25 protein-coding genes are annotated in these 26,012 nt (G+C 72.6%); 8 read left to right on the top strand and 17 right to left on the bottom strand.

Translation table 11 applies throughout. The annotated features are described in order from the left end of the window. Positions 1–16: 16 nt before the first annotated feature. Positions 17–760, bottom strand: a complete 744-nt coding sequence (locus EV378_RS00910) for a CYTH domain-containing protein (protein ID WP_132420859.1) — start codon at positions 758–760, stop codon at positions 17–19. 296 nt (positions 761–1,056) lie between these two features. Between EV378_RS00910 and gap the strand changes: the two genes are divergently transcribed. The 6 genes from gap (at position 1,057) to EV378_RS00880 (ending at position 5,603) form a co-directional block, all read left to right on the top strand. Continuing rightward, positions 1,057–2,070 carry a type I glyceraldehyde-3-phosphate dehydrogenase gene (gene gap, locus EV378_RS00905; protein WP_132420858.1) on the top strand — a complete coding sequence of 338 codons (1,014 nt, stop codon included), beginning with the start codon at positions 1,057–1,059 and terminating at the stop codon, positions 2,068–2,070. Then, entirely contained in the window at positions 2,067–3,254 is a 1,188-nt protein-coding gene (locus EV378_RS00900) for a phosphoglycerate kinase (protein ID WP_132420857.1), read from the top strand. Before gap ends, EV378_RS00900 begins: the two co-directional genes overlap by 4 nt. Position 3,255: 1 nt before the next feature. Further along, complete coding sequence (gene tpiA / locus EV378_RS00895) at positions 3,256–4,065, top strand: triose-phosphate isomerase (RefSeq protein WP_279389586.1); 810 nt, start codon at positions 3,256–3,258, stop codon at positions 4,063–4,065. 99 nt (positions 4,066–4,164) lie between these two features. After that, entirely contained in the window at positions 4,165–4,398 is a 234-nt protein-coding gene (gene secG, locus EV378_RS00890) for a preprotein translocase subunit SecG (RefSeq protein WP_132420856.1), read from the top strand. Positions 4,399–4,437: 39 nt separating this feature from the next. Further along, complete coding sequence (locus EV378_RS00885) at positions 4,438–4,779, top strand: RNA polymerase-binding protein RbpA (RefSeq protein ID WP_132427204.1); 342 nt, start codon at positions 4,438–4,440, stop codon at positions 4,777–4,779. Between the two features lie 8 nt (positions 4,780–4,787). Next, positions 4,788–5,603: a class I SAM-dependent methyltransferase gene (locus tag EV378_RS00880; RefSeq protein WP_243653205.1), complete on the top strand. Its 816-nt coding sequence runs from the start codon at positions 4,788–4,790 to the stop codon at positions 5,601–5,603. Between the two features lie 9 nt (positions 5,604–5,612). On the opposite strand, the gene EV378_RS00875 is transcribed toward EV378_RS00880, so the two are convergent. Then, complete coding sequence (locus EV378_RS00875; RefSeq protein WP_207908533.1) at positions 5,613–7,106, bottom strand: TIGR03560 family F420-dependent LLM class oxidoreductase; 1,494 nt, start codon at positions 7,104–7,106, stop codon at positions 5,613–5,615. Between the two features lie 29 nt (positions 7,107–7,135). Here EV378_RS00875 and EV378_RS00870 point away from each other — a divergent pair, with 29 nt between their 5' ends. Then, positions 7,136–8,389 carry a TrpB-like pyridoxal phosphate-dependent enzyme gene (locus EV378_RS00870; protein WP_132420854.1) on the top strand — a complete coding sequence of 418 codons (1,254 nt, stop codon included), beginning with the start codon at positions 7,136–7,138 and terminating at the stop codon, positions 8,387–8,389. A 206-nt stretch (positions 8,390–8,595) separates the two neighbouring features. Beyond that, positions 8,596–10,263 carry a purine-cytosine permease family protein gene (locus EV378_RS00865; RefSeq protein ID WP_132420853.1) on the top strand — a complete coding sequence of 556 codons (1,668 nt, stop codon included), beginning with the start codon at positions 8,596–8,598 and terminating at the stop codon, positions 10,261–10,263. A gap of 155 nt (positions 10,264–10,418) precedes the next feature. Here the strand turns inward: EV378_RS00865 and EV378_RS00860 are convergent, their stop codons facing one another. The 15 genes from EV378_RS00860 to tal form a co-directional block, all read right to left on the bottom strand. Then, complete coding sequence (locus tag EV378_RS00860) at positions 10,419–11,912, bottom strand: NCS1 family nucleobase:cation symporter-1 (RefSeq protein ID WP_132420852.1); 1,494 nt, start codon at positions 11,910–11,912, stop codon at positions 10,419–10,421. 152 nt (positions 11,913–12,064) lie between these two features. Further along, on the bottom strand, positions 12,065–12,913 hold the full coding sequence (locus tag EV378_RS00855) for an urease accessory protein UreD (protein WP_132420851.1): 849 nt from the start codon (positions 12,911–12,913) through the stop codon (positions 12,065–12,067). Further along, positions 12,914–13,258, bottom strand: coding sequence for a hypothetical protein (locus tag EV378_RS00850; RefSeq protein WP_132420850.1), 345 nt, complete (start codon positions 13,256–13,258; stop codon positions 12,914–12,916). It abuts the gene before it with no gap. Beyond that, entirely contained in the window at positions 13,258–13,962 is a 705-nt protein-coding gene (ureG, locus tag EV378_RS00845; RefSeq protein WP_132420849.1) for an urease accessory protein UreG, read from the bottom strand. Before ureG ends, EV378_RS00850 begins: the two co-directional genes overlap by 1 nt. After that, the gene (locus EV378_RS00840) at positions 13,952–14,776 is read right to left on the bottom strand and encodes an urease accessory protein UreF (protein WP_132420848.1); all 825 of its coding nucleotides are present in this window, start codon (positions 14,774–14,776) and stop codon (positions 13,952–13,954) included. The genes ureG and EV378_RS00840 overlap by 11 nt, the downstream gene beginning before the upstream one ends. Before the next feature lie 13 nt (positions 14,777–14,789). After that, the gene (locus EV378_RS00835; RefSeq protein ID WP_132420847.1) at positions 14,790–16,505 is read right to left on the bottom strand and encodes an urease subunit alpha; all 1,716 of its coding nucleotides are present in this window, start codon (positions 16,503–16,505) and stop codon (positions 14,790–14,792) included. Next, positions 16,502–16,819, bottom strand: coding sequence for an urease subunit beta (locus EV378_RS00830; protein ID WP_132420846.1), 318 nt, complete (start codon positions 16,817–16,819; stop codon positions 16,502–16,504). The genes EV378_RS00835 and EV378_RS00830 overlap by 4 nt, the downstream gene beginning before the upstream one ends. Continuing rightward, a complete protein-coding gene (locus tag EV378_RS00825) occupies positions 16,816–17,118 on the bottom strand; it encodes an urease subunit gamma (protein WP_132420845.1) in 303 nt (100 codons plus the stop codon). The genes EV378_RS00830 and EV378_RS00825 overlap by 4 nt, the downstream gene beginning before the upstream one ends. Positions 17,119–17,182: 64 nt before the next feature. Continuing rightward, positions 17,183–18,355, bottom strand: a complete 1,173-nt coding sequence (locus tag EV378_RS00820) for a patatin-like phospholipase family protein (protein WP_132420844.1) — start codon at positions 18,353–18,355, stop codon at positions 17,183–17,185. Positions 18,356–18,523: 168 nt separating this feature from the next. After that, positions 18,524–19,723 (bottom strand): formate-dependent phosphoribosylglycinamide formyltransferase, encoded by a 1,200-nt coding sequence (gene purT / locus EV378_RS00815; protein WP_132420843.1) that lies wholly within the window; start codon positions 19,721–19,723, stop codon positions 18,524–18,526. Positions 19,724–19,820: 97 nt separating this feature from the next. Further along, positions 19,821–20,576 (bottom strand): 6-phosphogluconolactonase, encoded by a 756-nt coding sequence (gene pgl, locus EV378_RS00810; protein WP_132420842.1) that lies wholly within the window; start codon positions 20,574–20,576, stop codon positions 19,821–19,823. Beyond that, entirely contained in the window at positions 20,573–21,529 is a 957-nt protein-coding gene (locus EV378_RS00805; RefSeq protein ID WP_132420841.1) for a glucose-6-phosphate dehydrogenase assembly protein OpcA, read from the bottom strand. The genes pgl and EV378_RS00805 overlap by 4 nt, the downstream gene beginning before the upstream one ends. Positions 21,530–21,566: 37 nt before the next feature. Continuing rightward, on the bottom strand, positions 21,567–23,105 hold the full coding sequence (zwf, locus tag EV378_RS00800) for a glucose-6-phosphate dehydrogenase (RefSeq protein WP_132420840.1): 1,539 nt from the start codon (positions 23,103–23,105) through the stop codon (positions 21,567–21,569). Between the two features lie 49 nt (positions 23,106–23,154). Then, positions 23,155–24,864 (bottom strand): hypothetical protein, encoded by a 1,710-nt coding sequence (locus EV378_RS00795; protein WP_132420839.1) that lies wholly within the window; start codon positions 24,862–24,864, stop codon positions 23,155–23,157. Positions 24,865–24,871: 7 nt separating this feature from the next. Continuing rightward, positions 24,872–25,984 carry a transaldolase gene (gene tal / locus EV378_RS00790; RefSeq protein ID WP_132420838.1) on the bottom strand — a complete coding sequence of 371 codons (1,113 nt, stop codon included), beginning with the start codon at positions 25,982–25,984 and terminating at the stop codon, positions 24,872–24,874. Between the last annotated feature and the right edge of the window lie 28 nt (positions 25,985–26,012).

The raw sequence follows: 26,012 nt of genomic DNA, 5'->3' as shown, positions 1-26,012 counted from the left end.
CCGACGTCAACCGGTGTCAGCGGGCCCGGGCGAGCAGGTCCAGCGCGGTGCTGGTCTTCGTGCGCTGCTCGGGTGCCGTGTCCACGTGCAGGGCGCGCAGCAGCGCGGTGAACTCGGTGGCGGCGACGGCGGCCATCGCGGCGGGGCACTTCGCGGACACCTCGACCAGCCGGCTCCCGTCCGGGTAGCGGCACGTCTCGGCCACCACCCGCGAGCCGCAGTCCAGCGTCGCGAGCCTCAGGCGGCGCACCCGCACCGGGCCGACGCGGCGCAGCCGGCACAGGTCCGGACCGCCTCGTGGCAAGGCGCCGTAGAGCATCCGCTGCGACCCGGACAGCACGTCACCGAGCTCGCGACGGCCGCGCAGCACGTCCTGCAGGGCGTCCGCCGGGATCTCCTTGCGCAGCGCCGCCGACCAGTGCCGCGCGTCCGGCAACGTGTCGATCTCGACGGCGAGGTCGCGGTGGCGGCGCAACGGCTTCGGCAGCCGGGCGGGTGCACCTCGGCGGATCTTGACGGTCGCGTCTCCGCGGTGCTCGCCGACCGACCGCAGCCGGACGACGACGCCACGGCGGGAGAGGTCGAGCCGCGGGGTGTCGAAGTAGTGGACCGAGCGGCCCGGCAGCAGCCCGTCGGCGGCATCGTGGACGACGCGCCGGCTGTCGACGGTGAGCAGGACCTTCAGCTCGACGGGCAGCCCTTCGTCGGGCCGGTCGGGTTCCGGCAGGTCGTTCCACCACGATCGCGTGGGACGAGGCACGGGCAGCAACTCCGGATGATCGACGGCCGTGGCCGAGGTCGATGGTCGCCCGCGCCGTCTCGACGGGCTGCCCTGTACATCGATAATGGCTCGCTCGGTGAAACAGGACAAGCGGAACGGTCGTCGATCGTGACGCGCCCGCCACCCCGCGGTGCCCGAGTCGTCCGGGTCGGGCATCATGCGGCGCGGGGTCGCGCGGCGCAGGTCACGGGTCGCGGACGGGCATGAAGGATCGATTCAGACGTTAGGGTCGGCGGTTGTACGACCCGTAGAGCACGACAGGCCTGGAGGCGAGAGTGACGGTCCGCGTAGGAGTCAACGGGTTCGGCCGGATCGGCCGGAACTTCTGGCGGGCGGTGGACGCCCAGCGCGTCGCCGGCACGAGCGACATCGAGATCGTCGCGGTGAACGACATCACCGACAACGCCACGCTGGCGCACCTGCTGAAGTACGACTCGATCCTCGGTCGCCTGCCCTACGAGGTCTCGTCGAACGACGACGAGATCGTCGTGGACGGCAAGGGCTTCAAGGGTCTCGCCGTGCGCGACCCCGCCGAGCTGCCGTGGAAGGACCTCGGCGTGGACGTCGTCGTCGAGTCCACCGGCATCTTCACCAAGCGCGACGCCGCGGCGAAGCACCTCGACGCGGGCGCGAAGAAGGTCGTCATCTCGGCCCCGGCGACCGACGAGGACGTCACGATCGTCAAGGGCGTCAACGACTCCGACTACGACGGTTCGCAGACGATCATCTCGAACGCGTCCTGCACCACGAACTGTCTGGCCCCGATGGCGAAGGTCCTCGACGACCTCGTCGGCATCGAGAAGGGCCTGATGACCACGATCCACGCGTACACGCAGGACCAGAACCTGCAGGACGGCCCGCACAAGGACCTGCGCCGCGCCCGTGCCGCCGCGGTCAACATCGTGCCGACGTCGACCGGTGCGGCGAAGGCGATCTCGCTGGTCATGCCGCACCTCAAGGGCAAGCTCGACGGCTACGCGCTGCGTGTGCCGATCCCCACCGGCTCGGCCACCGACCTCACCGTCGAGGCCAAGCGGGAGACGACGGCCGACGAGGTCAACGCCGCGATGAAGGCGGCCGCCGAGGGCCCGCTCAAGGGCGTCCTGCGCTACTCCGAGGACCCGATCGTCTCCTCGGACATCGTGACCGACCCGTCGTCCTGCATCTTCGACGCGCCGTTGACCAAGGTCATCGGCAACCAGGTCAAGATCGTCGGCTGGTACGACAACGAGTGGGGCTACTCGAACCGCATCGTCGACATCACGTCGCTGGTGGCGTCGAAGCTGTGAGGACGCTGGACGACCTCATCGACGAGGACCCGCGGGAGCGCTACGTCCTCGTCCGCTCGGACCTCAACGTCCCGCTGGACGGCGACGGGAACATCACCGACGACGGCCGGATCCGCGCGTCCGCGCCGACGATCCAGGCGCTCGCCGAGGCGGGCGCGAAGGTCGTCGTCACGGCGCACCTGGGCCGGCCGAAGGGCGACGACCCGTCCCTGTCGCTGGCGCCGGTCGCCGCACGGCTGGGCGACCTGCTGAACGTCCCGGTCCGCGTGGTCAGGCTCGAGGCCGGGCAGCCGGAGCTCTCCGCGGGCAAGGTCGTGATGCTGGAGAACATCCGGTTCGACCCGCGCGAGACGTCCAAGGACGACGCCGAGCGGGCCGCGCTGGCCGACGAGCTCGTCGCGCTCGTCGGGGGCGACGACGCCGCGTTCGTCTCCGACGGGTTCGGTGTGGTGCACCGCAAGCAGGCATCGGTGTACGACGTCGCGGAGCGGCTCGAGCCGTACGCCGGCGGGCTCGTGCTGTCCGAGGTCGAGGTGCTGCGCACGCTGACCGGGTCACCGGACCGGCCGTACACCGTCGTGCTCGGCGGCTCGAAGGTCTCGGACAAGCTGGCCGTGATCGAGTCGGTGCTGCCGCAGGTCGACCAGCTGCTCGTCGGCGGCGGGATGTGCTTCACGTTCCTGGCCGCGCAGGGCCACTCCGTCGGGTCGTCGCTGCTGGAGCCGGACCGGATCGACGACTGCAGGCGGCTGCTGGACTCCGGCAAGATCGTCCTGCCGACGGACGTCGTCGTCGCCGACGCGTTCTCCGCGGACGCGAACACCCGCACCGTCGGCGTGGAGTCGATCGAGGACGGCTGGACCGGCCTGGACATCGGCCCGGACTCGGTCTCGACGTTCTCGTCGCTGCTGCGCGCGTCGAAGACGGTGTTCTGGAACGGCCCGATGGGCGTGTTCGAGATGGCACCGTTCGCCGAGGGCACCCGCGGCGTCGCGGAGGCGATCATCGCGGCGACGTCGGCCGGTGCGTTCAGCGTCGTCGGCGGCGGGGACTCGGCGGCCGCGGTGCGGGCGCTCGGGCTCGACGAGGACGGTTTCTCGCACATCTCCACCGGTGGTGGGGCGTCCCTCGAGTTCCTGGAAGGGGCGACGCTTCCCGGTGTGGCGGTCCTGGAGGAAGGCTGACGTGGCTAACGACAACGGCGGACGCAGGCCGCTGATCGCCGGCAACTGGAAGATGAACCTCAACCATCTCGAGGGCATCGGGCTGGTCCAGAAGCTCGCGTTCGCGCTGCCGGAGAAGTACTACAAGGCCGTCGACGTGGCGGTGATCCCGCCGTTCACGCACATCCGCAGCATCCAGACGATGATCGACGGCGACGATCTCAGGATGGTGCACGGCGCGCAGGACCTCTCGCCGCACGAGTCCGGGGCCTACACCGGTGACGTGTCCGGAGCGATGCTGGCCAAGCTCGGGTGCACGTACGTGATCGTCGGGCACTCGGAGCGCCGGGAGATCCACGGCGAGACCGACGAGACGGTCAACGCGAAGGTGCGTGCCGCGCTGGCGAACGGACTGACCCCGATCCTCTGCGTGGGCGAGGGGCTGGACGTGCGCGAGGCCGGCAACCACGTTCAGCACTGCACCGACCAGCTGCGCGCGGACCTGAAGGGCGTGTCCGCCGAGCAGATCGCCGGGACGCCGGGGATCGTGCTGGCCTACGAGCCGGTGTGGGCCATCGGCACCGGACGGGTGGCCGGTCCGGAGGACGCGCAGGAGGTGTGCTCAGCGCTGCGCACGACGCTGCGCGAGCTGGCGGGCGACGCGGCGGCCGCGGGCGTGCGCATCCTCTACGGCGGCTCGGTGAAGTCGTCGAACGTGGGGGAGATCGTGGCGCAGGCGGACGTCGACGGCGCCCTGGTCGGCGGCGCGAGCCTGGACGGCGACGAGTTCTCCAAGCTGTGCGCGATCGCCGCAGGCGGCCCGCTGCCCTAGCAGCACGTCCGGCCCCGTGTCGAGGGGCCCGCGTCACACCACCGGTCGGCGCGGGTATCCTCGGCCACTCCGGTGAGCGATCGAGAGGAACCGCGGCCCGTGCTCCTGACCCTGCAGATCATTCTGATCATCACCAGCCTGCTGCTGGTGGTGATGATCCTGCTGCAGCGCAGCAAGGGCGGCGGGCTGACCAGCCTCTTCGGCGGCGGCGTGCAGTCGAGCATCTCCGGCTCGGCCGCCGCGGACCGCAACATCTCCCGGTACACCGTTTTCGTGGCCCTGATCTGGCTGATCGCGGTCATCGGCAACGGTCTGCTCGTCTCCACGAGCTGACCCCGTACTGGCGTCGAGAGAGTCGAGGCAGACATGGCGATGTCCGGTGGCAATGCGATCCGCGGCACCCGGGTGGGCGCCGGCCCGATGGGCGAGTCCGAGCGGGGTGAGACCGCTCCCCGTGAGCGCGTCCCGTTCTACTGCGCCAACGGCCACGTGAACGACACCTGGTTCGCGGCCGACGCCGAGATCCCGGACACCTGGGACTGCCCGCGCTGCGGCCTCCCCGGTGGCCGTGACGAGCAGGCGCCGCCCGCGCCGCCGCGCACCGAGCCGTACAAGACGCACCTGGCCTACGTGAAGGAGCGGCGCTCGGACGCCGACGGCGCCGCGATCCTCGAGGAGGCGTTGACCCGGCTGCGCGCCTCGCGCGAGCTGTGACGCTCTCGTTGTCCGACCTGCGTCTGCTGCGGCGGGCGCGGCGCACGGCCGGGCGCCTGGTGGACGACGCGCTGGCCCGCCACACGGCCGCGCAGACCGCGGCGCTGCGGACCGAGCTGGCGGCGTTGCGCGACACGTTCGACGAGCGCCTGCGTCACGAGGTCGACCGTGCGGTCGCCGAGGTGCGGGCCGCCGAGATCCGCGACCGTCGCTGCATGATCGCGGCGGGGGAGCGGGAGGCGGTCACGTCCAGCGCCCGTTTCGTGCGGGCGTCCATGCCGGACGCGACGATGCTGCCGACGCCGTCGGAGACGCTGGCGCACGCGCTGTCGCTGGCCCCGACCGGCGGGATGGCGCTCGAGTTCGGCGTCTACACCGGCGGCACGCTCACCGCGATCGCCGCGCAGCGCGGCGACGGCCGGGTGTGGGGCTTCGACTCGTTCCAGGGTCTTCCGGAGCACTGGCGCTCCGGGTTCGGCACCGGCGCGTTCTCCGTCGAGGGCCTGCCGGAGGTGCCGGGCGCGGACCTGGTCGTCGGGCTGTTCGCGGACACGTTGCCGGACTTCCTGTCGTCGCATCCCGGCCCGGTGGACTTCCTGCACGTCGACTCGGACCTGTACTCGTCCGCGGTGACCGTGCTGGACCAGGTCGGGCCCCGCCTGCGTCCGGGCAGCATCGTGCTGTTCGACGAGTTCCTCAACTTCCCGGAGTGGGAGGAGCACGAGGCCCGCGCCTGGTGGGAGTACACGGCCAAGCACGAGCTCGGCTACTCCTACGTCTGCTACACGCTGGACAACGAGCAGGTCGCCGTCCGGGTCGAGTAGGCGTCCGGCCTACCGGAACGCGGCGACGACCCGTCCGAGGCGGTCGAGCGCATCCGGGTCGCCGACGTCCGGGAGCGCGATCATGACCTCCCCGACGCCCGCGTCGGCCAGCTCCCGCAGGCGTCCGATGTGGTCGTCCACGGTGCCCGCGTTCACCTGCGCGGCGAAGCGCGCCGGGTCGGAGTTGCGGGGCCGCAGGCGGCGGACGCGCTCGTCGAGGTCCGGACCGTCGTTCCCGACGAGTGCGGTGTGCAGGTGCGTGAGCGTCACGTCCGCCGGGTCCCTGCCCTCGGCCGCGCAGTGCTCGCGCAGGACGGACGCCTTGCGGCGCGCGGTCGCGAGGTCACCGGTGACGTTCGCGGCGTCGGCGTGCCGGGCGGCCAGGCGCAGCGTGCGACGCTCGCCGCCGCCACCGACGAGCAGCGGCACGCGTTCCTGCAGCGGCCGCGGGTAGCAGGACGTGTCCGGCACGGCGAGCACGCGCCCCTGGTACGGCTTCCCACCCGGGCCCCACATCCGCGGCAGCAGCTCGCAGGCGTCCTCCAGCAGCCGGTACCGCTGCGCGACCGTCGGGAACTCCCAGCCGTACGCGTCGTGCTCGGCCCGGAACCATCCCAGGCCGATCCCGCAGCGGGCCCGCCCGCCGCTGAGCACGTCCAGCGTGGCGACGATCTTCGCCAGGTGCGCGACGTTGCGGTACGTCACGCCGGTGACGAGCGTCCCGAGCTCGACGCGCTCGGTGCAGGCCGCGAGGTGCGCGAGCGTCGTCCAGCTCTCCAGCATGTCCTCCCAGGCGCGGCCCACCTGCGGGATCTGCCGGAAGTGGTCCATCACCCAGATCGCGTCCACCCCGACGGCCTCGGCGTGCGAGGCGATCTGCCGCAGGCGGGGGCCCGTGGTGTCCCGGCCCAGGTCGAACCGGCTGACGTGCAGTCCGATCCGCAACCGCGTGGGGTCGGACCGCTGGCGCGCGACGGCCTCGCCCGCACCGGCGAACGCGTCCGGGACCACCCTGGCCGGTCGCGGCGTGAGGACCCGGTCCCAGCCCTCGTCGTCGAGCGCGGCGCGGACGGCGGGCCAGCCGGACAGCTGACGGGACAGCACGGCGGCCGGGATCGGGTGCTCCCGGCCCCGGTTGCGCGCCCGGCACTCGGCCGCCGGGACGTCGAACGCGACGACGACGGCCGCCGTCCCGTGCTCGCGGGCCGCCGCCAGCCAGCCCCGGCGCCGGCCCGCGTCCAGGCCGAGCGTGTCCACCACCGTCGTCAGCCCGCGGGCCAGCCTGCGGCGCACGACGTCATCGAGCACGGCGAACGCGTCCTCGCTCGCCGCCATGTCGTCATCGCCGGCCCCGACCAGCGCGCGCAGCCGGTCGCTGGACACGACCTGGTCGGGAGGCACGGCCGCGGCCGCCCACGTCGACTTGCCGGAGGCTCCGGGCCCGACGAGCACGACCAGGCACGGGGACGGCAACCGGACGGGATCGTCCGTCGAGACACTCACGTGGACGAGTGTGCCGTTACGCTGCGCCGATGAGTCGATGGACGCTCTCTCCGGACCAGATCCCGTCGGCATGGTTCAACGTGGCGCCGCACCTGCCGACACCGCCGCAGCCGCCGCTGCACCCCGGCACCCGCGAGCCCGTCGGGCCGGACGACCTGGCGCCGCTGTTCCCGATGGCGTGCATCGGGCAGGAGGTGAGCGCCATGCCGTGGATCGACATCCCCGGCGAGGTGCTCGACATCCTGCGGCTGTGGCGCCCGACGCCGCTGGTCCGGGCGACCCGTCTGGAGCAGGCGCTCGGCACCCCGGCCCGGATCTACTTCAAGGACGAGTCGGTCTCGCCGTCCGGCAGCCACAAGACGAACACGGCCGTCGCGCAGGCGTTCTACAACAAGCAGGAGGGCATCACCCGGCTCTCGACGGAGACCGGGGCCGGCCAGTGGGGGACGGCGCTCTCCTTCGCCTGCAGCCAGTTCGACCTGGACCTCAAGGTCTACATGGTCCGGGCGTCCTACCAGCAGAAGCCCTACCGCAAGATCGCGATGGAGACCTGGGGAGCCGAGGTGGTGCCGTCCCCGGTGGACGAGCCGGACCACCCCGGTTCGCTGGGCAGCGCGATCTCGGACGCCGTCCGCGACTGCGTCGGCCGCGAGGACACGCACTACTCGCTCGGCTCGGTGCTCAACCACGTGTTGCTGCACCAGACCGTGATCGGCCTGGAGGCCAAGGAGCAGCTGGAGCTGGCGGGGGAGCGGCTTCCGGACGTCGTCGTCGCGTCCTGCGGTGGCGGTTCCAACCTGGGCGGGATCGCGTTCCCGTTCGTGCCGGACGAGACGGTGCGGCTGCTCGCCGTCGAACCGACGTCCTGCCCGACGCTGACCCAGGGCCGCTTCGACTACGACTTCGGCGACGTCGCGGGCATGACGCCGCTGATGCCGATGTACACGCTCGGACACGACTTCGTGCCGCCGTCGATCCACGCGGGCGGCCTGCGCTACCACGGTGACTCGCCGCTGGTGTCCGCGCTGGTCCGCGACGAGCGCATGGAGGCGATCGCCTACCCCCAGGGCAAGGTGTTCGAGGCGGCGGTGCAGTTCGCGCGCACCGAGGGCAAGATCCCCGCCCCGGAGACGGCGCACGCCATCCGTGGCGCGATCGACGAGGCACTGGCCGCCAAGGAGACCGGCGAGGAGAGGGTCGTGCTGTTCAACTTCTCCGGCCACGGCTTCCTCGACCTCGCCGCGTACGACGACTACACGCACGGCCGCCTCGAGCAGGGCTGACCGGCTCACCCCCGCCGACGGGCCGCAGCCCACCCCCTTTTCCGAACGAACGGCACCTTCGAGCAATGACATTGCTCGAAGGTGCCGTTCGTTCGGGGACGGAACGGTTCACGCAGCCGTTTCGCCGCGGAAACCCGATCGTGTGACCGTCTACCGACCATCACCTCCCAGGGACGGAACCCATCAGCCGTCCCGGGAGGTGGGGTATGTCCCAGGACATCCAGTCGTCGCAGATCGGTACGGAACCACCGGTCGGCGGTCAGCCGGCCGCCGTCGGCGCGGCGAACGAGACGCTGGAGGACTACACCCTCCGGTTCGCGCCGCGCAGCTACCGCAAGTGGTCGCCGGGCGTGGTCGGCGTGACCGCGCTCGGCGGCATCGCCTACCTCGCGGACTTCGCGATCGGCGCGAACATCGGCATCTCCTACGGCACGACCAACGCGCTCTGGGGCATCCTCGTGTTCGCCGTCGTGATCTTCCTGACCGGGATCCCGGTCGCCTACTACGCGGCCCGCTACAACATGGACCTGGACCTGATCACCCGCGGCAGCGGCTTCGGCTACTACGGCTCGGTGGTCACGAACGTCATCTACGCGACGTTCACGTTCATCTTCTTCGCGCTCGAGGGCTCGATCATGGCCCAGGGCCTTGAGCTGGGGCTCGGCATCCCGCTCTGGCTCGGCTACGCCGTCTCGACTCTGATCATCTTCCCGCTCGTCGTGTACGGGATGTCGCTGCTGTCCAAGCTGCAGCTGTGGACGACGCCGCTGTGGCTGCTGCTGATGGTCGCGCCGTTCGTGTACCTGCTGGTCAGCCATCCGGACTCGGTCGGACAGTTCTTCGCCTACCAGGGCGAGGAGGGCAACGGCACGCCCAGCCTCGGCGCGACGATGCTCGCCGCGGGCGTGTGCTTGTCACTGATCGCGCAGATCGCCGAGCAGATCGACTACCTGCGGTTCATGCCACCCAAGACGCCGGAGAACAAGCGGCGCTGGTGGGCCGCGACGCTGCTCGCCGGTCCCGGCTGGGTGATCTTCGGGGCGATCAAGCAGGTGATCGGGCTGTTCCTGGCCGTGTACCTGATCGCGAACGTGGCCGGCGGCGCCGAGACGGCGAACGAGCCGGTGCGCCAGTTCGTCCAGATCTACACCGACATCATGCCGGCGTGGCTGGCGCTGACCCTGGCCGTGATCCTCGTCGTGATCAGCCAGATCAAGATCAACGTCACGAACGCCTACTCCGGCTCGCTGGCCTGGACGAACTCGTTCACCCGGGTCACCCGTCGCTACCCCGGCCGGCTCGTGTTCCTCGGCGTGAACCTGCTGATCGCGCTGATCCTGATGGAAGCGAACATGTTCGACTTCCTGAACACCATCCTCGGCTTCTACGCGAACTGCGGCATGGCGTGGATCGTCGTGGTGGCCACGGACATCGCGGTGAACAAGTACCTGCTGAAGCTCTCGCCGATGCGCCCGGAGTTCCGCCGCGGGATGCTCTACGCGATCAACCCGGTCGGGTTCGGCTCGATGATCGTCGCGGCCGGGCTGTCGATCGTCTGCTTCTTCGGCGGGCTCGGGTCGGGGCTGCAGCCGTTCTCCCCGCTGGTGGCGATCGTGCTCGCGGTGGTACTGCCGCCCGTGCTCGCGGTGGCCACGCGCGGCCGGTACTACCTGCGCCGCACCGACGACGGCATCGACGTCCCGATGGACGACGAGCTCGGCAACCCGTCCGGTGAGGTCCTGCACTGCCACGTCTGCGGTCAGGACCTGGAGCGTCCGGACATGACGGCGTGCGTCGCGCACGACGCGCACGTCTGCTCGCTCTGCCTGAGCACCGACCGCACCGGGGAGCACGTACTGCCCGCGCAGCGGTAGCCGCGCCGCCGCGGGTCTCGTCACCCTCCTCGACCCTCCCGACCAGGAACGAACGGCACCTTCGAGCAATGTGACTGCTCGAAGGTGCCGTTCGTTCGGTGGGGCGGCGGGTGGCGGGCGGCTGCGGGTGGCGGCGGGTGGGCCGGGGGTGGTGGTCAGGGGGTCGGTGCGGGCGCGGGGTGCGTGCGGCGGGAGACCAGCCAGTGCGCGACGAACGCGAGGATCGCCCCGATGAACCAGCTGTAGGCGGCCGCGTCGGACGACCCGAGCAGCACGACGAGCAGGGCCGCGACCGCACCGAGCGCCGTCGCACCGATCGCGACCGGGTTGTAGCCGCGCCGGAAGTGGTACCGGCCGTCCGGGCGCAGCGTGTACAGGTCGTCGACGTCCACCTGGCGCTTGCGGACCAGGTAGTAGTCCGCGATCAGCACGCCGTAGAGCGGTCCGATGAACGCGCCGAGCGTGTCCAGCGTGTAGTGGATGACCTCCGGCGAGGAGTACAGGTTCCACGGGGTGATCACGACGGAGCCGACGGCGGCGATCATCCCGCCGGTCCGCCAGCTGATCTTCTGCGGGTTGACGTTGGAGAAGTCGAACGCAGGCGAGACGAAGTTCGCCACGATGTTGATGCCGATCGTCGCGACCATGAACGTGAGCGCGCCGAGCACCACGGCGAACGTCGAGTCCAGCTGCGCGACCGTCTCCACAGGGTCGTCGATCAGCCGTCCGAACACCGGGACCGTCGCCGCCGCCGTGACGACGACGAGCACCGAGAACACGACGAAGTTCAGCGGGAGCCCGAGCAGGTTGCCCCGCTTCACGGCGCCGAACGTCTTCCCGTACCGGGTGAAGTCGCCGTAGTTGAGCATCGGGCCGGAGAAGTACGACACGACCAGCGCGATCGCCCCGAGCATGATCGGGATCGAGGCCCAGCCGGTGACCAGGTCCTCGGACAGGTTCAGGTCGATGTTCCCGTCCGCCGCGATCAGCAGGTACCCGGCCAGCAGGAACATCACGACGTAGACGGCCGGACCGCAGAAGTCGATGAACCGGCGGATCGCCTCCATGCCGCGCCAGAACACGGCGGCCTGCAGCACCCACATCACCAGGAACGCGATCCAGCCCAGTGTGGACAGTCCGGCGAAGCCGCCCGCGTCGTCGGCCAGCGGCGCCATCCCCGGCCACAGCTTCAGCATCACGACGACCAGCGACTGCGACGCCAGGTAGGTCTGGATGCCGTACCAGGCGACGGCGATCAGGCCCCGGATCACGGCGGGCACGTTCGCCCCGAGCACACCGAACGACGACCGGCAGATCACCGGGTACGGCGTCCCGGTGGTCTGGCTGGGCCGGGCGACGAGGTTGCACAGCAGGTAGACGATCACGATGCCGACGATCAGCGCGACGAACACCTGCCAGGCCGCGAGCCCGAGCGCGAACAGGCTGCCCGCCGTCACGTACCCGCCGACGGAGTGCACGTCGGACATCCAGAACGCGAAGAAGTTGTAGGAACCCCAGGTGCGCTCGCGCACCGGGGCGAGGTCGGCGTTCGTGAGCCGCTCGTCGTAGCTCGTCTTGATCTCGCCCGCGACCCCGCTGGTCGCGACCGGCGCGTTCCCGCCCGCTCCCGAGTCGACCGTGTCCGTCATGCCCGCCTCCCGCCCGTTCGTGGTGAAACGACGGTAGGCGGACGACCGGTCGTCACGGACCGTGCACACACGACTCTTCACACGCTCGACCCGCGACGGAAACGGCGGCCGCCCGAGCGCACGTCGCAGGGCATCGGGCGGCCACGCAGGGGTTACACGGCGTGTGACGTCAGGGAGGGCTCTGCGAGGTCCGGGGGAGACGCGTGCAGCCCGGACGCGTGCCCGCCGGCGTCACGATCGCCCGGTCCACGCCGTCGCGCCTCGGCCGCGGGATGGTTCGCGAGTGCCGCCTCCAGCCCGTGAGCCGCGGTGACCGCGTCCCGGCCGACGGCGGCGGCCACACTCCCGCGGCGTCCGAGGGGCACCAACGACCAGTTGTCGCCGCAGGACGTCCGGTCCGGGTCGATGGCCGCGATCACGACCTCCTGGGCGAGCACCCGGTGGCCGGCGAGGTGGGCCGGCGACCGCTGGAGCCGCGCGTCGCCCAGCTCGAGGTCCTGGGCGAACAGGGTGAGCCCCTCCTCCCGGATCCGGGTCGACGTGGTCAGGCGGCCGGCTCGCTCGCCGATGCGGCCCAGCACCACGGTCTCCCTCGCGGACAACGACGCCGTCGGATGCAGCGTCGCCTCGAACCGGGTGCGGTGGTCGGCGCGCGCCGTGACGACCGTCGACTCCGGCCGGTGCCGCACCGAGGCGTCGGCGCCGACCGTGAGCCGAATCGTGAGCGAGCTCGGCCGGTCCCGCCCGGGAAGTGCGATGGCGGCGGCAACGCCGGTCAGCTCCAGGTGCGCGCCGTCGCCGACGTGCACGTCGAGCTCGACGTCGTCGCCGGCCAGCGGCGTGCTCGCGGACCCCACGACGTGCACGGTCAGCGCCGTCTCGCGTGCCGCGGCCGTGCCCCGGCGCGGCAGCAGCGCCAGTGGCGATCCGGTGCGCAGCTCCGCGACGCGGGTCCGCCCGTCCGGCCCGCGTTCGACGGCCAGGACGGCCCGTGCCCGCACCTAGCGCCCCGTCCGCGAACGGTCGGCCCGGGACTCGGCGGCCCGGGACTCGGCGGCCCGGGACTCGGCGGCCCGGGACTCGGCGGCCCGGGACTCGGCGGTCCGGGACTCGGCGGCCCGGGACTCGGCGGTCCGGGACTCGGCGGCCCGGGACTCGGCGGTCCGGGACTCGGCGGCCCGGGACTCGGCGGTCCGGGACTCGGCGGCCCGGGACTCGGCGGTCCGGAACTCCGCGGTGCGGACGCCCGCCTGCGGCGTCGGCGGCCGGACCGGGTACGCCCGGTGCGACGACCGGCCGACACCGGGACCCGCCGATGCCGGGACCGACGTTCCGCGACGGGGCACTATCCGGCCACCGGTGCGGTCGCGGCGAGCCGGAACCGGACCCAGGCGCCGACCTCCGTGGCGGCCGGGTCCTCTGTCAGCGACTGCGCGATCACCGGCAGATCGCCGCGGATCCGCTCCGCGTCGTCGCGCATGATCGTGAGGTCGGCTCCGACGAGCGGGGCGAGGTCCGTCTTGTTGATCACCAGCAGGTCGGCCGTGGTGACCCCCGGACCACCCTTGCGCGGCACCTTGTCCCCGCCCGCGACGTCGACGACGAAGATCTGCGCGTCCACCAGGCCCCGGCTGAACACGGCGGTGAGGTTGTCGCCGCCGCTCTCCACGAGCACCAGCTCGAGGTCGCCGAAGCGCTCCTCCAACGTCTCGATCGCGTCGAGGTTGGCCGTGATGTCGTCGCGGATCGCCGTGTGCGGGCAGCAGCCGGTCTGCACCGCCTCGACCCGCGATGGATCCAGCACGCCGGCCCGCCGCAGGAAGTCGGCGTCCTCGGTCGTGTAGATGTCGTTGGTGACGACGGCGAGGCGGACGGTGCCGGCGAGCGAGCGGGCCAGCGCCGCGACCAGCGCCGTCTTGCCGGAGCCGACCGGTCCGCCGATCCCGATCCGGAACGCCCGGCCGGGCCCCGGGGTCGGACGATGGCGGTCGGGTTCGGACTCGGTCGGGTCGAAGCTGACGAGATGGCCGTGGCCGTGATCAGGAGACAAAGAGCGACATCCGTTCCGTGTGGTGGTGGACGTGGGTCTCGGCCATGAGGTCGAGCATCGGGGACCCGGGCGCCGGCAGGTCGGTGACCGGCCCGTCCGCGGCCGCGACGGCGTCGTCGACGACCCGCTCCATATCGGGGCCCAGCGCGACGAGCGCCGCGTTGACCGCGAACGGGTCGAGCCCGAGCAGCCGGATCGCCGCCGACGCGGGGCCGCTGACGGCGAGGTAGGCGACGCACCGTGCGGCCTCGGCGGGCGGCTCACCTGCGATCCCGGTCACCGCCCCGACCAGCAACGGATGGTGCGGCCGCGGGTGCACGGCGACGAGCGCGTCGAGGACCGGCGACGGCCATGCCGCCCGGGCCGCCCGCAACGTCGCCCGCCCCTGCGCCCGGGACGCGTCGCGCTGGGCCGGCGAGGGTGTCCGCGCGTCCAGCTCGGCGTCGAGGACGCTCCACGGCGCCCGCGCGCCGGTTGCACGAGCGGAGCTCCCGTCCGGCCCCGCGAGACGAGCGGAGCGCTCGCCCGACCCGGTGGCTGCGGCCCCCGGGCCCGACCCGATCGCCCCGGCGGAGCCCTCGTCCGAGGTGGCCGGGCGAGCGGAGCTCTCGTACGGCGTGGTCCGGTGGGATGCCGCGGCCGCGAACGTCGCGGTCAGCAGCCCCGCCGTGCGCAGGCGGCCGTGGAGGAAGCTCGCCAGGTCGTCGACGCCGGTGACCAGGCCGCGGGCGACCGCCTCCTCCAGCCCGCCGGAGTGGACGTGCCCGCCGCCGGGGAATCGCGCGTCGGCGAGGACGAGCGTCGCGAGACCCATCAGCGCAGCCCCATCAGAACAGGAAGTAGCGCTGGGCCATCGGCAGTTCGGACACCGGCGCGGGCTCGACGACGTCGCCGTCGATCCGCACCTCGAACGAGTCCGGGTCGACCCGCACGTCCGGCGTCGCGTCGTTGCCGATCATGTCCGCCTTGCGTACCGAGCGCGTGTCCGCCACCGGCACGCACGGCGTCGCCAGCCCGAGCCGTTCCGGCAGCCCGTCGGCCAGCGCGGACGGGGCCAGGAACGCCACCGACCCGAGCGCGGCGACGGACGGCGCGTGGCCGAACATCGGCCGTCCGAACACGGGTTGCGGGGTCGGGATGGACGCGTTCGCGTCGCCCATCTGCGCCCAGACCGCGAACCCGGCCTTGAGCACGACCTCCGGGCGCACGCCGAAGAACTTCGGTTCCCACAGCACGAGGTCGGCGAGCTTGCCGATCTCGACCGACCCGATCTCGTCGCCCATCCCGTGCGCGCGGGCCGGGTTGATCGTGTACTTCGCGACGTAGCGCTGTGCTCGGACGTTGTCCGCCGCGCCGTCGCCGGGCAGTGCGCCGCGGGCCGCCTTCATCACGTGAGCGGTCTGCCAGGTCCGGACGATCACCTCGCCGATCCGGCCCATCGCCTGCGAGTCCGAGCTCATCATCGAGATCGCCCCGAGGTCGTGCAGCACGTCCTCGGCGGCGATCGTCGTCGGCCGGATCCGGGACTCGGCGAACGCCAGGTCCTCCGGCACGGACGGGTTCAGGTGATGGCACACCATGAGCATGTCCAGGTGCTCGTCCAACGTGTTCACCGTGTGCGGTCGCGTCGGGTTCGTCGACGACGGCAGCACGTGCGGTGTCGACACCACCTCGATGATGTCCGGGGCGTGCCCGCCGCCAGCGCCCTCGGTGTGGAACGCGTTGATCGACCGGCCGCCGATCGCGTCCAACGTGGACTGCAGGAAGCCCGCCTCGTTCAGCGTGTCGGTGTGGATCGCGGCCTGGACGCCGGTCTCCTCGCACACGCGCAGGCAGGCGTCGATCGCGGACGGGGTGGTGCCCCAGTCCTCGTGCAGCTTGAACCCGCCGGCCCCGGCGCGCAGCTGCTCGTGCAGCGCGTCGGAGGAGACGGTGTTGCCCTTGCCCATCAGCAGCACGTTGACCGGCTGGTGGTCCATCGCGGACAGCATCCGGGCGATGTTCCACGGGCCGGGCGTGACGGTCGTGGCCTTCGTGCCATCGGCCGGGCCGGTCCCGCCGCCTGCCAGCGTCGTGACGCCGGACGCGAGCGCGGTGTCCACGAGCTGCGGGCAGACGAAGTGGACGTGGACGTCGACGCCGCCCGCGGTGAGGATCCGTCCGTTGCCGGACAGCACCTCCGTGGCCGGCCCGATCACCAGGCCTGCGTCGACGCCGTCCATCGTGTCCGGGTTGCCGGCCTTGCCGATGCCGACGATCCGGCCGTCCTTCACGCCGACGTCGGCCTTGACCACGCCCCAGTGGTCCAGCACGACCGCTCCGGTGATCACCAGGTCCGGGCAGTGCGCCGACGTCACGGCGGCCTGGCCCATCGACTCGCGGATCACCTTGCCGCCACCGAACAGCACCTCGTCGCCCGCCGCGGCACCCCGGCTGCGGTCCTCGGTGACCTCGATCAGCAGGTTCGTGTCCGCCAACCGGATCCGGTCGCCGACGGTCGGGCCGTAGAGGTCGGCGTACCGGCCCCTGTCCAGGTCGTTCACCGGTCACCGTCCAGGTCCCCGGCCGCCTCCGGGCGCAGGCCCGGCACCCGCCGCGCCCCGGCCAGCGGTACGAGCGTCACCTCCCGCTCGACGCCCGGCTCGAACCGGACCGACGTCCCGGCGGGCACGTCGAGCCGGTGACCCCATGCGGCGGCGCGGTCGAAGTCGAGGCCCGGGTTCGCGGCCGCGAAGTGGTAGTGCGACCCGACCTGCACCGGCCGGTCCGCGGCGTTCACGACGACCAGCGTCACACGCTCCCGACCGGGGTTGATCTCCACCGGCTCGTCGCCGACCAGGAACTCGCCCGGGATCATGCGATCGGCCCGTGCACGGTGACCAGCTTCGTGCCGTCCGGGAACGTGGCCTCGACCTGCACCGAGTCCAGCATCTCGGGGACGCCGTCGAGCACGTCGTCGCGACCCAGAACCTCACGACCGGAGGCCATCAGCTCGCTGACGGTGCGCCCGTCGCGGGCTCCTTCGAGCACGTGGTCGGTGATCAGCGCGACGGACTCCGGATGGTTCATCCGCAGACCGCGCGCCCGTCGGGCCCGGGCGACGTCGGCGGCGAGGTGGACGAGCAGCTTGTCCCGCTCCTGGGGGCTCAGGTGCATGGGCGCATTCCAACCGGCCCAGATCACCTCCCGGTTTCCGGCGTGTTTCCCGGAGGAGTCGGGATCAGGCGAGGTGCCGGTCGGCCGTGCGGGCGTGCTCGGCGCCGAGCTCGGCGGCCGCCGCGGCGAACTCGGGGTCGAACAGCAGGAAGGAGATCAGCTCGCCGTGGTCGACGGCGCCACCGCCGACGAACCGGTCCAGCAGCCAGACCGCCGGATCACGCAGGCGCGGGCGGACCCGCCCGAGGACGTCGGCGGCGAGGTGCGCGAGGTCGTCGGAGCGGTCCGCGGGCGGTCCGGCGAACCAGGCGGGGATCTCGATCCGGGGGTCGGAACCCGGGTGGCTGCGCACCATCTCGTTGACCGCGAGCAGCGAGCGCAGGTCCTCGGTGACACCGGAGCCGAGCACCACGCGCAGACCCATCGCGGCGACGGCGAAGACGTCCGGCATCCGGTCCGGCGTCCCCGGCGCGTCCGGTACCGCGCTGGCCGGCGTCGTCGCCACCACGCCGAGCCGGGTGGCACCCAGGCGCAGCGCCGGCTTGAGCGGCGTGTTCATCCGCAGGCCGCCGTCGACGTACCAGCCGGGCGGGTGGTTCAGCCACACCGGCTCGAACAGGCCAGGGACGGCGGCCGAGGCGAGCAGGTGCCGGACGGTCAGCCGGGTGCGGACGTAGCTGATGTCGCGCAACGCGTCGTCGTCGGGAAGCACCATGCCGTCCGCGTGCTCGACGAACACGACGGTCCCGCCGGTGGACACCGAGGTGGCGACGACCGCGACGGCGTCGACCAGCCCGGCGTCGACGTTGGCGTGCAGCGCGTCCCAGTCCACGAGCGGCTTGAGCGTCTCCTCGAGCGGGCCGGTGTCCAGAAGGCTCGTGAGCCGGTCCGGCAGGCCCAGGAACCCGAGCAGCGGAGCGAGCGCCGGGCCGGCCAGCGGTACCACCTGGCTGCCGTAGCCGGACAGGGCGCCGAGCAGCGAGTGCGCCAGGTCGAGCACACCGGACAGGTCCACGGAGCGCCAGCGCTGGACCAGCTCGTCGGTCGCGTCCGTGGGGGAGCGGTGGGCGAGCCCGGCCAGGCCGGCCACGTTCACCGCGCCCGCGCTGGTGCCGACGAACACCGACGGCGCCGACCACAGGTCGTGCAGCCGGGGGAGCAGGACCGAGAGCGCGCCCGCCTCGTAGGCGCCGCGTGCGCCCGCTCCGGCGACCACCAGGCCCGTGCGGTCCGTCATGCCACCTCCGTGCTCGGTCCGGGACTGCCCTCACCCCGGCCAGCTTGCCGTGCGTGTCCGCGAGATGCGCGTGACACGCACGTGCGCAGGCAGCACACCGACGGCCGGTACCGTCGACATGGCACCCACGGCTGCTCCGGCGGGCACCGGACAGCCGTGAGCGCCATGTCAGCCCGGATCCGGTGACCCGTCGGCGGCGGACGGACGGACGAGCGACGCCGCGCGGGTGGCCCGCTCGCGGGCGGTGTCGACGTCGTCGGCGGACGCGACGGCGACGCCCATCCGGCGACGCGGGTGGCTGTCCGGCTTGCCGAACAACCGCAGATCGGAACCGGGAACCGCGAGGGCCTCACCGACGCCGTCGAAGACCAGGGACTTCGTCTCGGTGCCGCCGTAGATCACGGCCGACGCGCCGGGCGAGCGCAGCGAGACGTCCAGCGGCAGCCCGAGCACGGCACGGGCGTGCAGCTCGAACTCGGAGAGCCGCTGGGTGGCCATCGTGACCAGGCCGGTGTCGTGCGGGCGGGGGCTGACCTCGGAGAACAGGACGTCGTCGCCGCGCACGAACAGCTCGACGCCGAAGATCCCGCGTCCGCCGAGCGCGTCGGTGATCCTCTGTGCGACGTCCCGGCCGGCGGCCGCGGCGGCCTCGCTCATCGGGTGCGGCTGCCAGGACTCGACGTAGTCGCCGTTCTCCTGCCGGTGCCCGATCGGCTCGCAGAACGCCGTGCCCTCCGCGCCGCGCACGGTCAGCTGGGTGATCTCGTAGTCGAAGTCCACGTAGCCCTCGACGATCACGCGCGGGTCCGGCACGCGGGCCCCGGCGAGGGCGTGGTCCCAGGCCGCGTCGACGTCCGCCTCGGTCCGGATCGTCGACTGCCCCTTGCCGGACGACGACATCACCGGCTTGAGCACGCACGGTGTCCCGATCCGCGCGACGGCCGCGCGCACCTCGTCCAGGGAGTCGGCGAACGCGTAGGGCGACGTCGGCAGGCCCAGCTCCTCGGCGGCCAGGCGGCGGATCCCCTCCCGGTCCATCGTGAGCCGGGTGGCCCGGGCGGTCGGGACGACGGTCGTGCCACCGGCTTCGACGTCGGCCAGCGCGGCCGTCGCGATCGCCTCGATCTCCGGGATCACGAAGTCCGGCTGCTCCTGCTCGATCAGCGTGGTCAGCGACACCGCGCAGGTCATGTCGATCGCGTGCCAGCGGTGCGCGACCTGGTGCGCCGGGGCACCCGGGTACCGGTCCACGGCGACGACCTCGACGCCGAGCCGCTGGAACGCGATCGCCACCTCCTTGCCCAGCTCACCGGAGCCGAGCAGCAGGACGCGGGTCGCCGTCGGGGTCAGGGGCGTACCGATGCGCATGCGACCGGACCCTAGGAGCCGGGACTCCCGCGGCGCCCGGGATCGCGGATCATGTCACACCGCTACCGGGCGGTAACCGCCCGTTCGTGACGGGCGGTCAGGATCCCGGCAGCTGCGACGCCGACCCGGTGTCCAGCAGCCAGCGCGTCGTGCGGGCGCGGCGCGCTCCGCCCACCGGGAACCGCTCCTCCGGCGCCCCGCCGACGGCACCCGCGACGGCCTCGGCCTTCGCGTCGCCCGCGGCCACGACCCACGCCTCGTCCGCCCGGTCGAGCACCGGCAGCGTCAGCGACACCCGGTCCGGCGGCGGCTTCGGGCAGTCGTGCACCGCGACCACGGTGTCCGACGTGGCGTGCACGGCGGGGGAGTCCGGGAACACCGACAGCGTGTGGCCCTCGCCGCCCATGCCGAGCAGGACGACGTCGAAGCGCGGGTTGCCGAGCCTGCCCAGCAGCGTCGCGTACTCGGCGGCGGCCTGTTCCGCGGTGGTCGAGCCGTCGTCGGCGCCCATCGGGTGCACGCGGTCCGGGTCGACGCCGACGTGGTCGAGCAGGGCCTCGCGGGCCTGCCTGTCGTTGCGCTCGTCGTCGTCCGGCGCGACGAACCGCTCGTCGCCCCAGAACAGCTCCACTCGCGACCAGTCCACGGCCCGCTGGGCGGGCAGGTCGCGCAGCCTGCGCAGGAGGTCGATGCCGACCCCGCCGCCGGTGAGCACGACGTGCGGGACCCGGCCTGCGGCCTGGACGTCGATCAGCGTCGTGACCAGCCGGGCCGCGACGGCCGACGCGAGCACCTCGGCGTCCGGGTGGACGGCGACCTCGGTGCCGGCCCGCGCGGTCGCGGCGCCGGTCATCCGTCCACCTTCACCGGCGTGCGGCCGCGGGTGATCTGGCCGACGCCGGTCAGCGCCTCGTGGTAGACCTCGTCCGGGTCCAGCCTGCGCAGCTCCTCGGCCAGGCAGTCCGGCACCTCGCGCCGGGCGAGCGCGATCCGGCGCTCCGGCTGGCCGGGCTGCGTGAGCTTCGCGGTCTTCCCGTCCGGGCGGACGAGCTCGATCGTCCCGGACGGCCGGGTCAGCCGGACCAGTGCGAGCCCCTGGGCCGCCTTGCCCTCCACGGTGGACCGCTTCACCTTGATCCCGAGCGCCGCGGACAGCCAGCCGGCCATCAGCTCGCTGGACGGCGACACCGCCTCTCCGGCCACGACGGCCGCCGTGACGTCCTCGAACGGCGGGACGTCCATCGCGGCGGCGAGCTGCGCCCTCCAGTGCGTCAGGCGCGTCCAGACCAGGTCCGTGTCGCCTTCGTGGTGGTCCTTGCGGCGCTGCTCGAACGCCTTCGTCGGGTTCTTCGCGGCCAGCGCGTCCGTGATCCGGCGCTGGGCCAGCTGTCCGACCGCGTCCTCGGCGGGAGACGCCGGCGCCTCGCCCGGCCACCACGCGACGACCGGCGCGTCCGGCAGCAGCAGCGGCATCACCATGCCGGCCCCGGCGTCGCCCTCGGCGAGCGCGCCGTAGCCGCGCAGCACGATGACCTCGCTGGCGCCCGCGTCGCCGCCGACCCGGATCTGCGCGTCCAGCCGCGCCGCGGCCTTGCGCTGCCCGCGGGCGAGCACGATCACGCGGCACGGGTGCTCGCGGCTGGCCTGGTTGGCCGCGTCGATGGACTTCTCGAGATCCGGCCCGTCGTCGGTGACCACGACGAGCGTGAGCACCCGCCCGAGCGCGAACACGCCGCCGCTCTCGCGCAGCTCGACCAGCTTGCGGTTGACCGCCGAGGTGTTGCTCGACGGCAGATCGATGATCACGTGTGCCCCTCGGAGTTCGGAGTGGAGATCATGGACGTCACGGCCGGCGCCAGTGGCGGCCGGTGCGCGCGAGCATGCGGGTCGACGAGTCGGGGCCCCAGGTACCCGCGGCGTAGGAGTCGGGACCCTCCTTGCGGGAGGCCCAGTCCTCGATCACCGGGTCGAGGATCTCCCAGGACCGCTCGACCTCCTCGTTGACCGGGAACAGCGACGGCTCGCCGAGCAGCACGTCCAGGATCAGGCGCTCGTAGGCCTCCGGGGACGCCTCGGTGAACGCGCTGCCGTACCCGAAGTCCATCGTGACGTCGCGGACCTCCATCTGGTTGCCCGGCACCTTGGAGCCGAAGCGCATCGTCACGCCCTCGTCCGGCTGCACACGGATGACGAACGCGTTCTGGCCGAGCTCCTCGGTCATCGTCGCGTCGAACGGCAGGTGCGGCGCCCGCTTGAACACGACCGCGATCTCGGTGACGCGACGGCCCAGCCGCTTGCCGGTGCGCAGGTAGAACGGCACCCCGGCCCAGCGGCGGGTCTCGACCTCGCAGGTGATCGCGGCGAACGTCTCGGTGGTGGACTCGGGGTTGAACCCCTCCTCCTCCTTCAGGCCGGGGACCTTCTCCCCGCCCTGCCATCCGCCGGAGTACTGCCCCCGCGCCGTCGTCTCGCTCAGCGGGTGGGCCAGCCGGACCGCCTTCAGCACCTTGATCTTCTCGGCGCGCAGCTCGTCCGATGAGAACGACGTCGGCTCCTCCAGCGCGGTGAACGCGAGCAGCTGCAGCAGGTGGTTCTGGATCACGTCGCGGGCGGCGCCGATGCCGTCGTAGTAGCCGGCGCGCCCGCCGAGGCCGATGTCCTCGGCCATCGTGATCTGGACGTGGTCGACGTAGTTGGCGTTCCAGATCGGCTCGAACAGCTGGTTGGCGAAGCGCAGCGCCAGCACGTTCTGCACGGTCTCCTTGCCGAGGTAGTGGTCGATCCGGAAGACCGACTCCTCGGGGAAGACGTCGTTGACGATGCCGTTGAGCTCCTTGGCGGAGCGCAGGTCGTGCCCGAACGGCTTCTCGATCACGACGCGGCGCCAGCCGCCCTCGTCGTGGGACAGCCCGGAGCGGGCGAGCTGCTTGCACACGACCGGGAACGCCGACGGCGGCACCGACAGGTAGAACGCGTGGTTGCCGCCGGTGCCGCGCTGCTCGTCGAGCTCGCGCACGGTGCGCTCCAGCTCGTCGAACGCGTTGTCGTCGTCGAACGAGCCCTGCACGAAGCGGAAACCCTCGGCCAGCCGGTCCCATACCTCCTGGCGGAACGGCGTTCGGGCGTGCTCGCGGACCGCGTCGTAGACGACCTTGCCGAAGTCCTCCGAGTCCCAGTCGCGTCGGGCGAAGCCGGTGAGCGCGAAGCCCGGCGGGAGCAGGCCGCGGTTGGCCAGGTCGTAGATCGCGGGCATCAGCTTCTTGCGGGACAGGTCGCCGGTCACCCCGAAGATCACCAGCCCGCAGGGTCCCGCGATCCGGGGGAGCCGCTTGTCCCGGTGGTCGCGCAGCGGGTTGTTCCGATCCCCGTTCACGCCGGTCATCGGTGTTCCTCTCGTACGCTCTCGTCGATCGGTGTCGAGCAGATCTCGATCAGTGCCGTCGGGTGTCCGCCGGCAGGTCCTGCACCGCCCTGGCCAGCGTCACCAGCCCGGCCACGCGGTCGGTCAGGTGCAGCCGCAGCACCGGTTGTCCCCGTTCGTCCAGCGCGGCCACCGCCGACCGCGCCTGCGCCGCGTGCAGGCTATCCAGTTCCGCGAGCGCGGGCGCCTCGACGGCGTCGGGTGCGTCGCCGGACAGGTGACAGTGGACAGCGGGTCGCGTGCTGCCGGCGAGGTGCCGCTGCCCGTCGCCGGGCCAGCACCGCGGCGCCCAGCCGAACGTCGTCGGCAGCCCGGTGCGTTCGGCGAGCAGGCCGCGCAGGACGGCCACCGACGCGTCGGACTCCGGGTCGAGCCACGCCGCGACGGCCAGGTGGCCGCCGACCGGTGCCCGGCGCACGAGCTCGGCGAGCGCCTCGCCGACCGTGCCGACCTCGGGGAGCCATCCGTTCGCGTGGACCTCCACGCCGCCGTCGCGCACCACGGGTTCCGACGGTCCGGGGTCGGCCACGTCCGGGGGCTCCGGGTAGGGGTCGGTCCCCAGCCGCCGTGCGGCGACCGCGACGGCCACCTGCCACAGCAACGTCCTGGCGCCCGGGTCCGCCGTGACGCGCACACCGGGACCGCCGCCCGTGCCCTGCACCTCGACGACGGCGGGGACGGTGTCGTGCGGGTCGCCGCGGTCGGTCCCCGGGCCGTCGACGGCGACCCGGTCGGCAGGCGCGACGAGGTCGTCGAGATCGTCGTCGTCGGTGGTCAGGACGAGCGGGCCGCCCGCACCGGAGACCAGCTGCGCGATCCACGCGGCGGCGCCCGGCTCGTCCTCGGCGCCGCGCAGTACGAGCACCGACCCGCGGGCCGCGACGAGCGCGCCGGCCAGCAGCAGCGCCGGGTTGTCCGGCGTGTCGTCGGTCAGGTCGGGCTGCGCGGCCAGCGCGGACGCCACGATCCGCCCGGTGTCCGCACCCGCGAGCCCGGCCGGGACCAGCCCGAACGGGCCGAGCGCGGAGAACCGCTGCGGCACGTCGGAGTCCACGGTGACCACGACGGAGCCGTCCGCCCGCCCGCGCTCGTCCAGCGGCGAGCCCGGCTCGGTCAGGTAGACGGTCCGCCCGGCGAGCGTCGCGCGGGCGGCCGGGTCGTCGTCGGCGCCGTCCGTGCTGGCCAGGTCGTCGGCCAGCGCCTCGGCGACCACCCGGTGCACGGCCGCGACGACCGCGTCGTCCCCGCCCGCGTCGGCGACCACGAGCACGGTCTCGGCCAGCTCGCCGGCCAGCGCCTCGCCCACCTGGACCGGGTCCGGCCCGTCGAGGACGGTCAGCCGCGCGCCGGTACGTTCGGCCAGCGCCCTGGCACCCGCGGCGACGGCGGGCCCGGCGACCAGCAGCACCCGGTGCGCACCGGCCGCCGTGAACGACGACCGGAGCGCCTCGATCTGCCCGACGAGCGCCCGCGACCCGCGGGGGAGGTCGACCCACCCGAGCCTGCCGACCGCCGTCGGACCCCAGACGCTCGGGTCGGCGGCGTGGTCGGCGGCGTGGCCGTCGGGGACGGCGGACGGGTCGCCGTCGGCGAGCCGGGACGCGACGGTCTCGTCGGCCAGTTCCGCCGCGATCCGCCGGGCGGCACCGGCGAACGGGTCGCCGTCCAGGTGCACCCGCACCGGAGCGGACGACCCGTCCCCGGAACCGCCGTCGGTCACCGGCGCCCTACTTCGCGGCGTCGAGCTGCCCGCGGACCGAGTCCTGCAGCTCGGTCCAGGACTTCTCGAACTTCTCGACGCCCTCGTCCTCCAGCACCACGAACACGTCGGCGAGGTCGATGCCGACCCGCTCGAGGTCGTCGAAGACCTTCTGTGCCTCGCCCGCCGTCCCGGTCACCGTGTCGCCGGTGACCTCGCCGTGGTCGGCGAACGCCTGCAGGGTCTTCTCCGGCATCGTGTTCACCGTGTTCGCCACGGTCAGCTCCGTGACGTAGAGCGTGTCCGGGTAGTCCGGGTTCTTCACGCCGGTCGACGCCCACAGTGGACGCTGGGCGTTCGCGCCGAGCTGGGCCAGGTTGTCCCACCGGCCGCCGCTGAACGCCTCCTCGTACGCGGCGAACGCGAGCCGCGAGTTCGCGACGCCCGCCTTGCCGCGCAGCGCCAGCGCCTCGTCGGTGCCGATCTTCTCCAGCCGCGAGTCGATCTCGGAGTCCACACGGGACACGAAGAACGACCCGACGGAGTGGATCCCGGCGATGTCCTGGCCGTTCTGCTGGGCCTTCTCCAGGCCGGCGACGTAGGCCTCCATCACCAGCTTGTAGCGCTCGACCGAGAAGATCAGCGTGACGTTCACGCTGACGCCCTCGGAGATCGCCTGGGTGATCGCGGGCAGACCCTCCTCCGTGGCCGGGATCTTGACCAGCAGGTTCGGCCGGTCGACGGCCTTCCACAGGTCGACGGCCTGCGCGACCGTCCTCTGCGTGTCGTGCGCCAGCCGGGGGTCGACCTCCAGCGAGACGCGCCCGTCGACGCCGCCGGTGTTCTCCCACGTCCCGGAGAACACGTCGCAGGCGTGCTGGACGTCGGCGACGGTGATCTCGCGGATCGCCGAGTCGACGTCCGCACCGCGTGCGGCGAGCTCGCGGACCTGGTCGTCGTAGGCGGACCCGTCGGACAGCGCGCCTGCGAAGATCGTCGGGTTGGTCGTGACGCCGACGACCGAGTCCTCGGTGATCAGCGTCGCGAGGTTGCCGGACTTGATCCGCTCGCGGGACAGGTCGTCCAGCCAGATGGACACGCCGGCCGCCGAGAGGGCGGCCAGTCGCTCGTTGCTCATCATCTCTCCCTTGCTCGTGGCGATCAGGAGG

This window comes from Pseudonocardia endophytica (genome assembly GCF_004339565.1).
Lineage (GTDB): Bacteria > Actinomycetota > Actinomycetes > Mycobacteriales > Pseudonocardiaceae > Pseudonocardia > Pseudonocardia endophytica.
Note: the sequence above shows the minus strand (reverse complement) of the source record. Positions and strands in the feature narration are given on the sequence as shown.

Bases quoted from the DNA above. Each gene is read 5' to 3' on its own strand.
- EV378_RS00870 (WP_132420854.1), top strand. From the start codon at position 7,136: ATGAGTCGATGGACGCTCTCTCCGGACCAGATCCCGTCGGCATGGTTC.
- pgl (WP_132420842.1), bottom strand. From the start codon at position 20,576: ATGACCGGCGCCGCGACCGCGCGGGCCGGCACCGAGGTCGCCGTCCAC.
- EV378_RS00865 (WP_132420853.1), top strand. From the start codon at position 8,596: ATGTCCCAGGACATCCAGTCGTCGCAGATCGGTACGGAACCACCGGTC.
- EV378_RS00885 (WP_132427204.1), top strand. From the start codon at position 4,438: ATGTCCGGTGGCAATGCGATCCGCGGCACCCGGGTGGGCGCCGGCCCG.
- EV378_RS00840 (WP_132420848.1), bottom strand. From the start codon at position 14,776: ATGGGTCTCGCGACGCTCGTCCTCGCCGACGCGCGATTCCCCGGCGGC.
- EV378_RS00825 (WP_132420845.1), bottom strand. From the start codon at position 17,118: ATGCACCTGAGCCCCCAGGAGCGGGACAAGCTGCTCGTCCACCTCGCC.
- zwf (WP_132420840.1), bottom strand. From the start codon at position 23,105: ATGACCGGCGTGAACGGGGATCGGAACAACCCGCTGCGCGACCACCGG.
- EV378_RS00830 (WP_132420846.1), bottom strand. From the start codon at position 16,819: ATGATCCCGGGCGAGTTCCTGGTCGGCGACGAGCCGGTGGAGATCAAC.
- tal (WP_132420838.1), bottom strand. From the start codon at position 25,984: ATGATGAGCAACGAGCGACTGGCCGCCCTCTCGGCGGCCGGCGTGTCC.
- EV378_RS00860 (WP_132420852.1), bottom strand. From the start codon at position 11,912: ATGACGGACACGGTCGACTCGGGAGCGGGCGGGAACGCGCCGGTCGCG.
- purT (WP_132420843.1), bottom strand. From the start codon at position 19,723: ATGCGCATCGGTACGCCCCTGACCCCGACGGCGACCCGCGTCCTGCTG.
- EV378_RS00820 (WP_132420844.1), bottom strand. From the start codon at position 18,355: ATGACGGACCGCACGGGCCTGGTGGTCGCCGGAGCGGGCGCACGCGGC.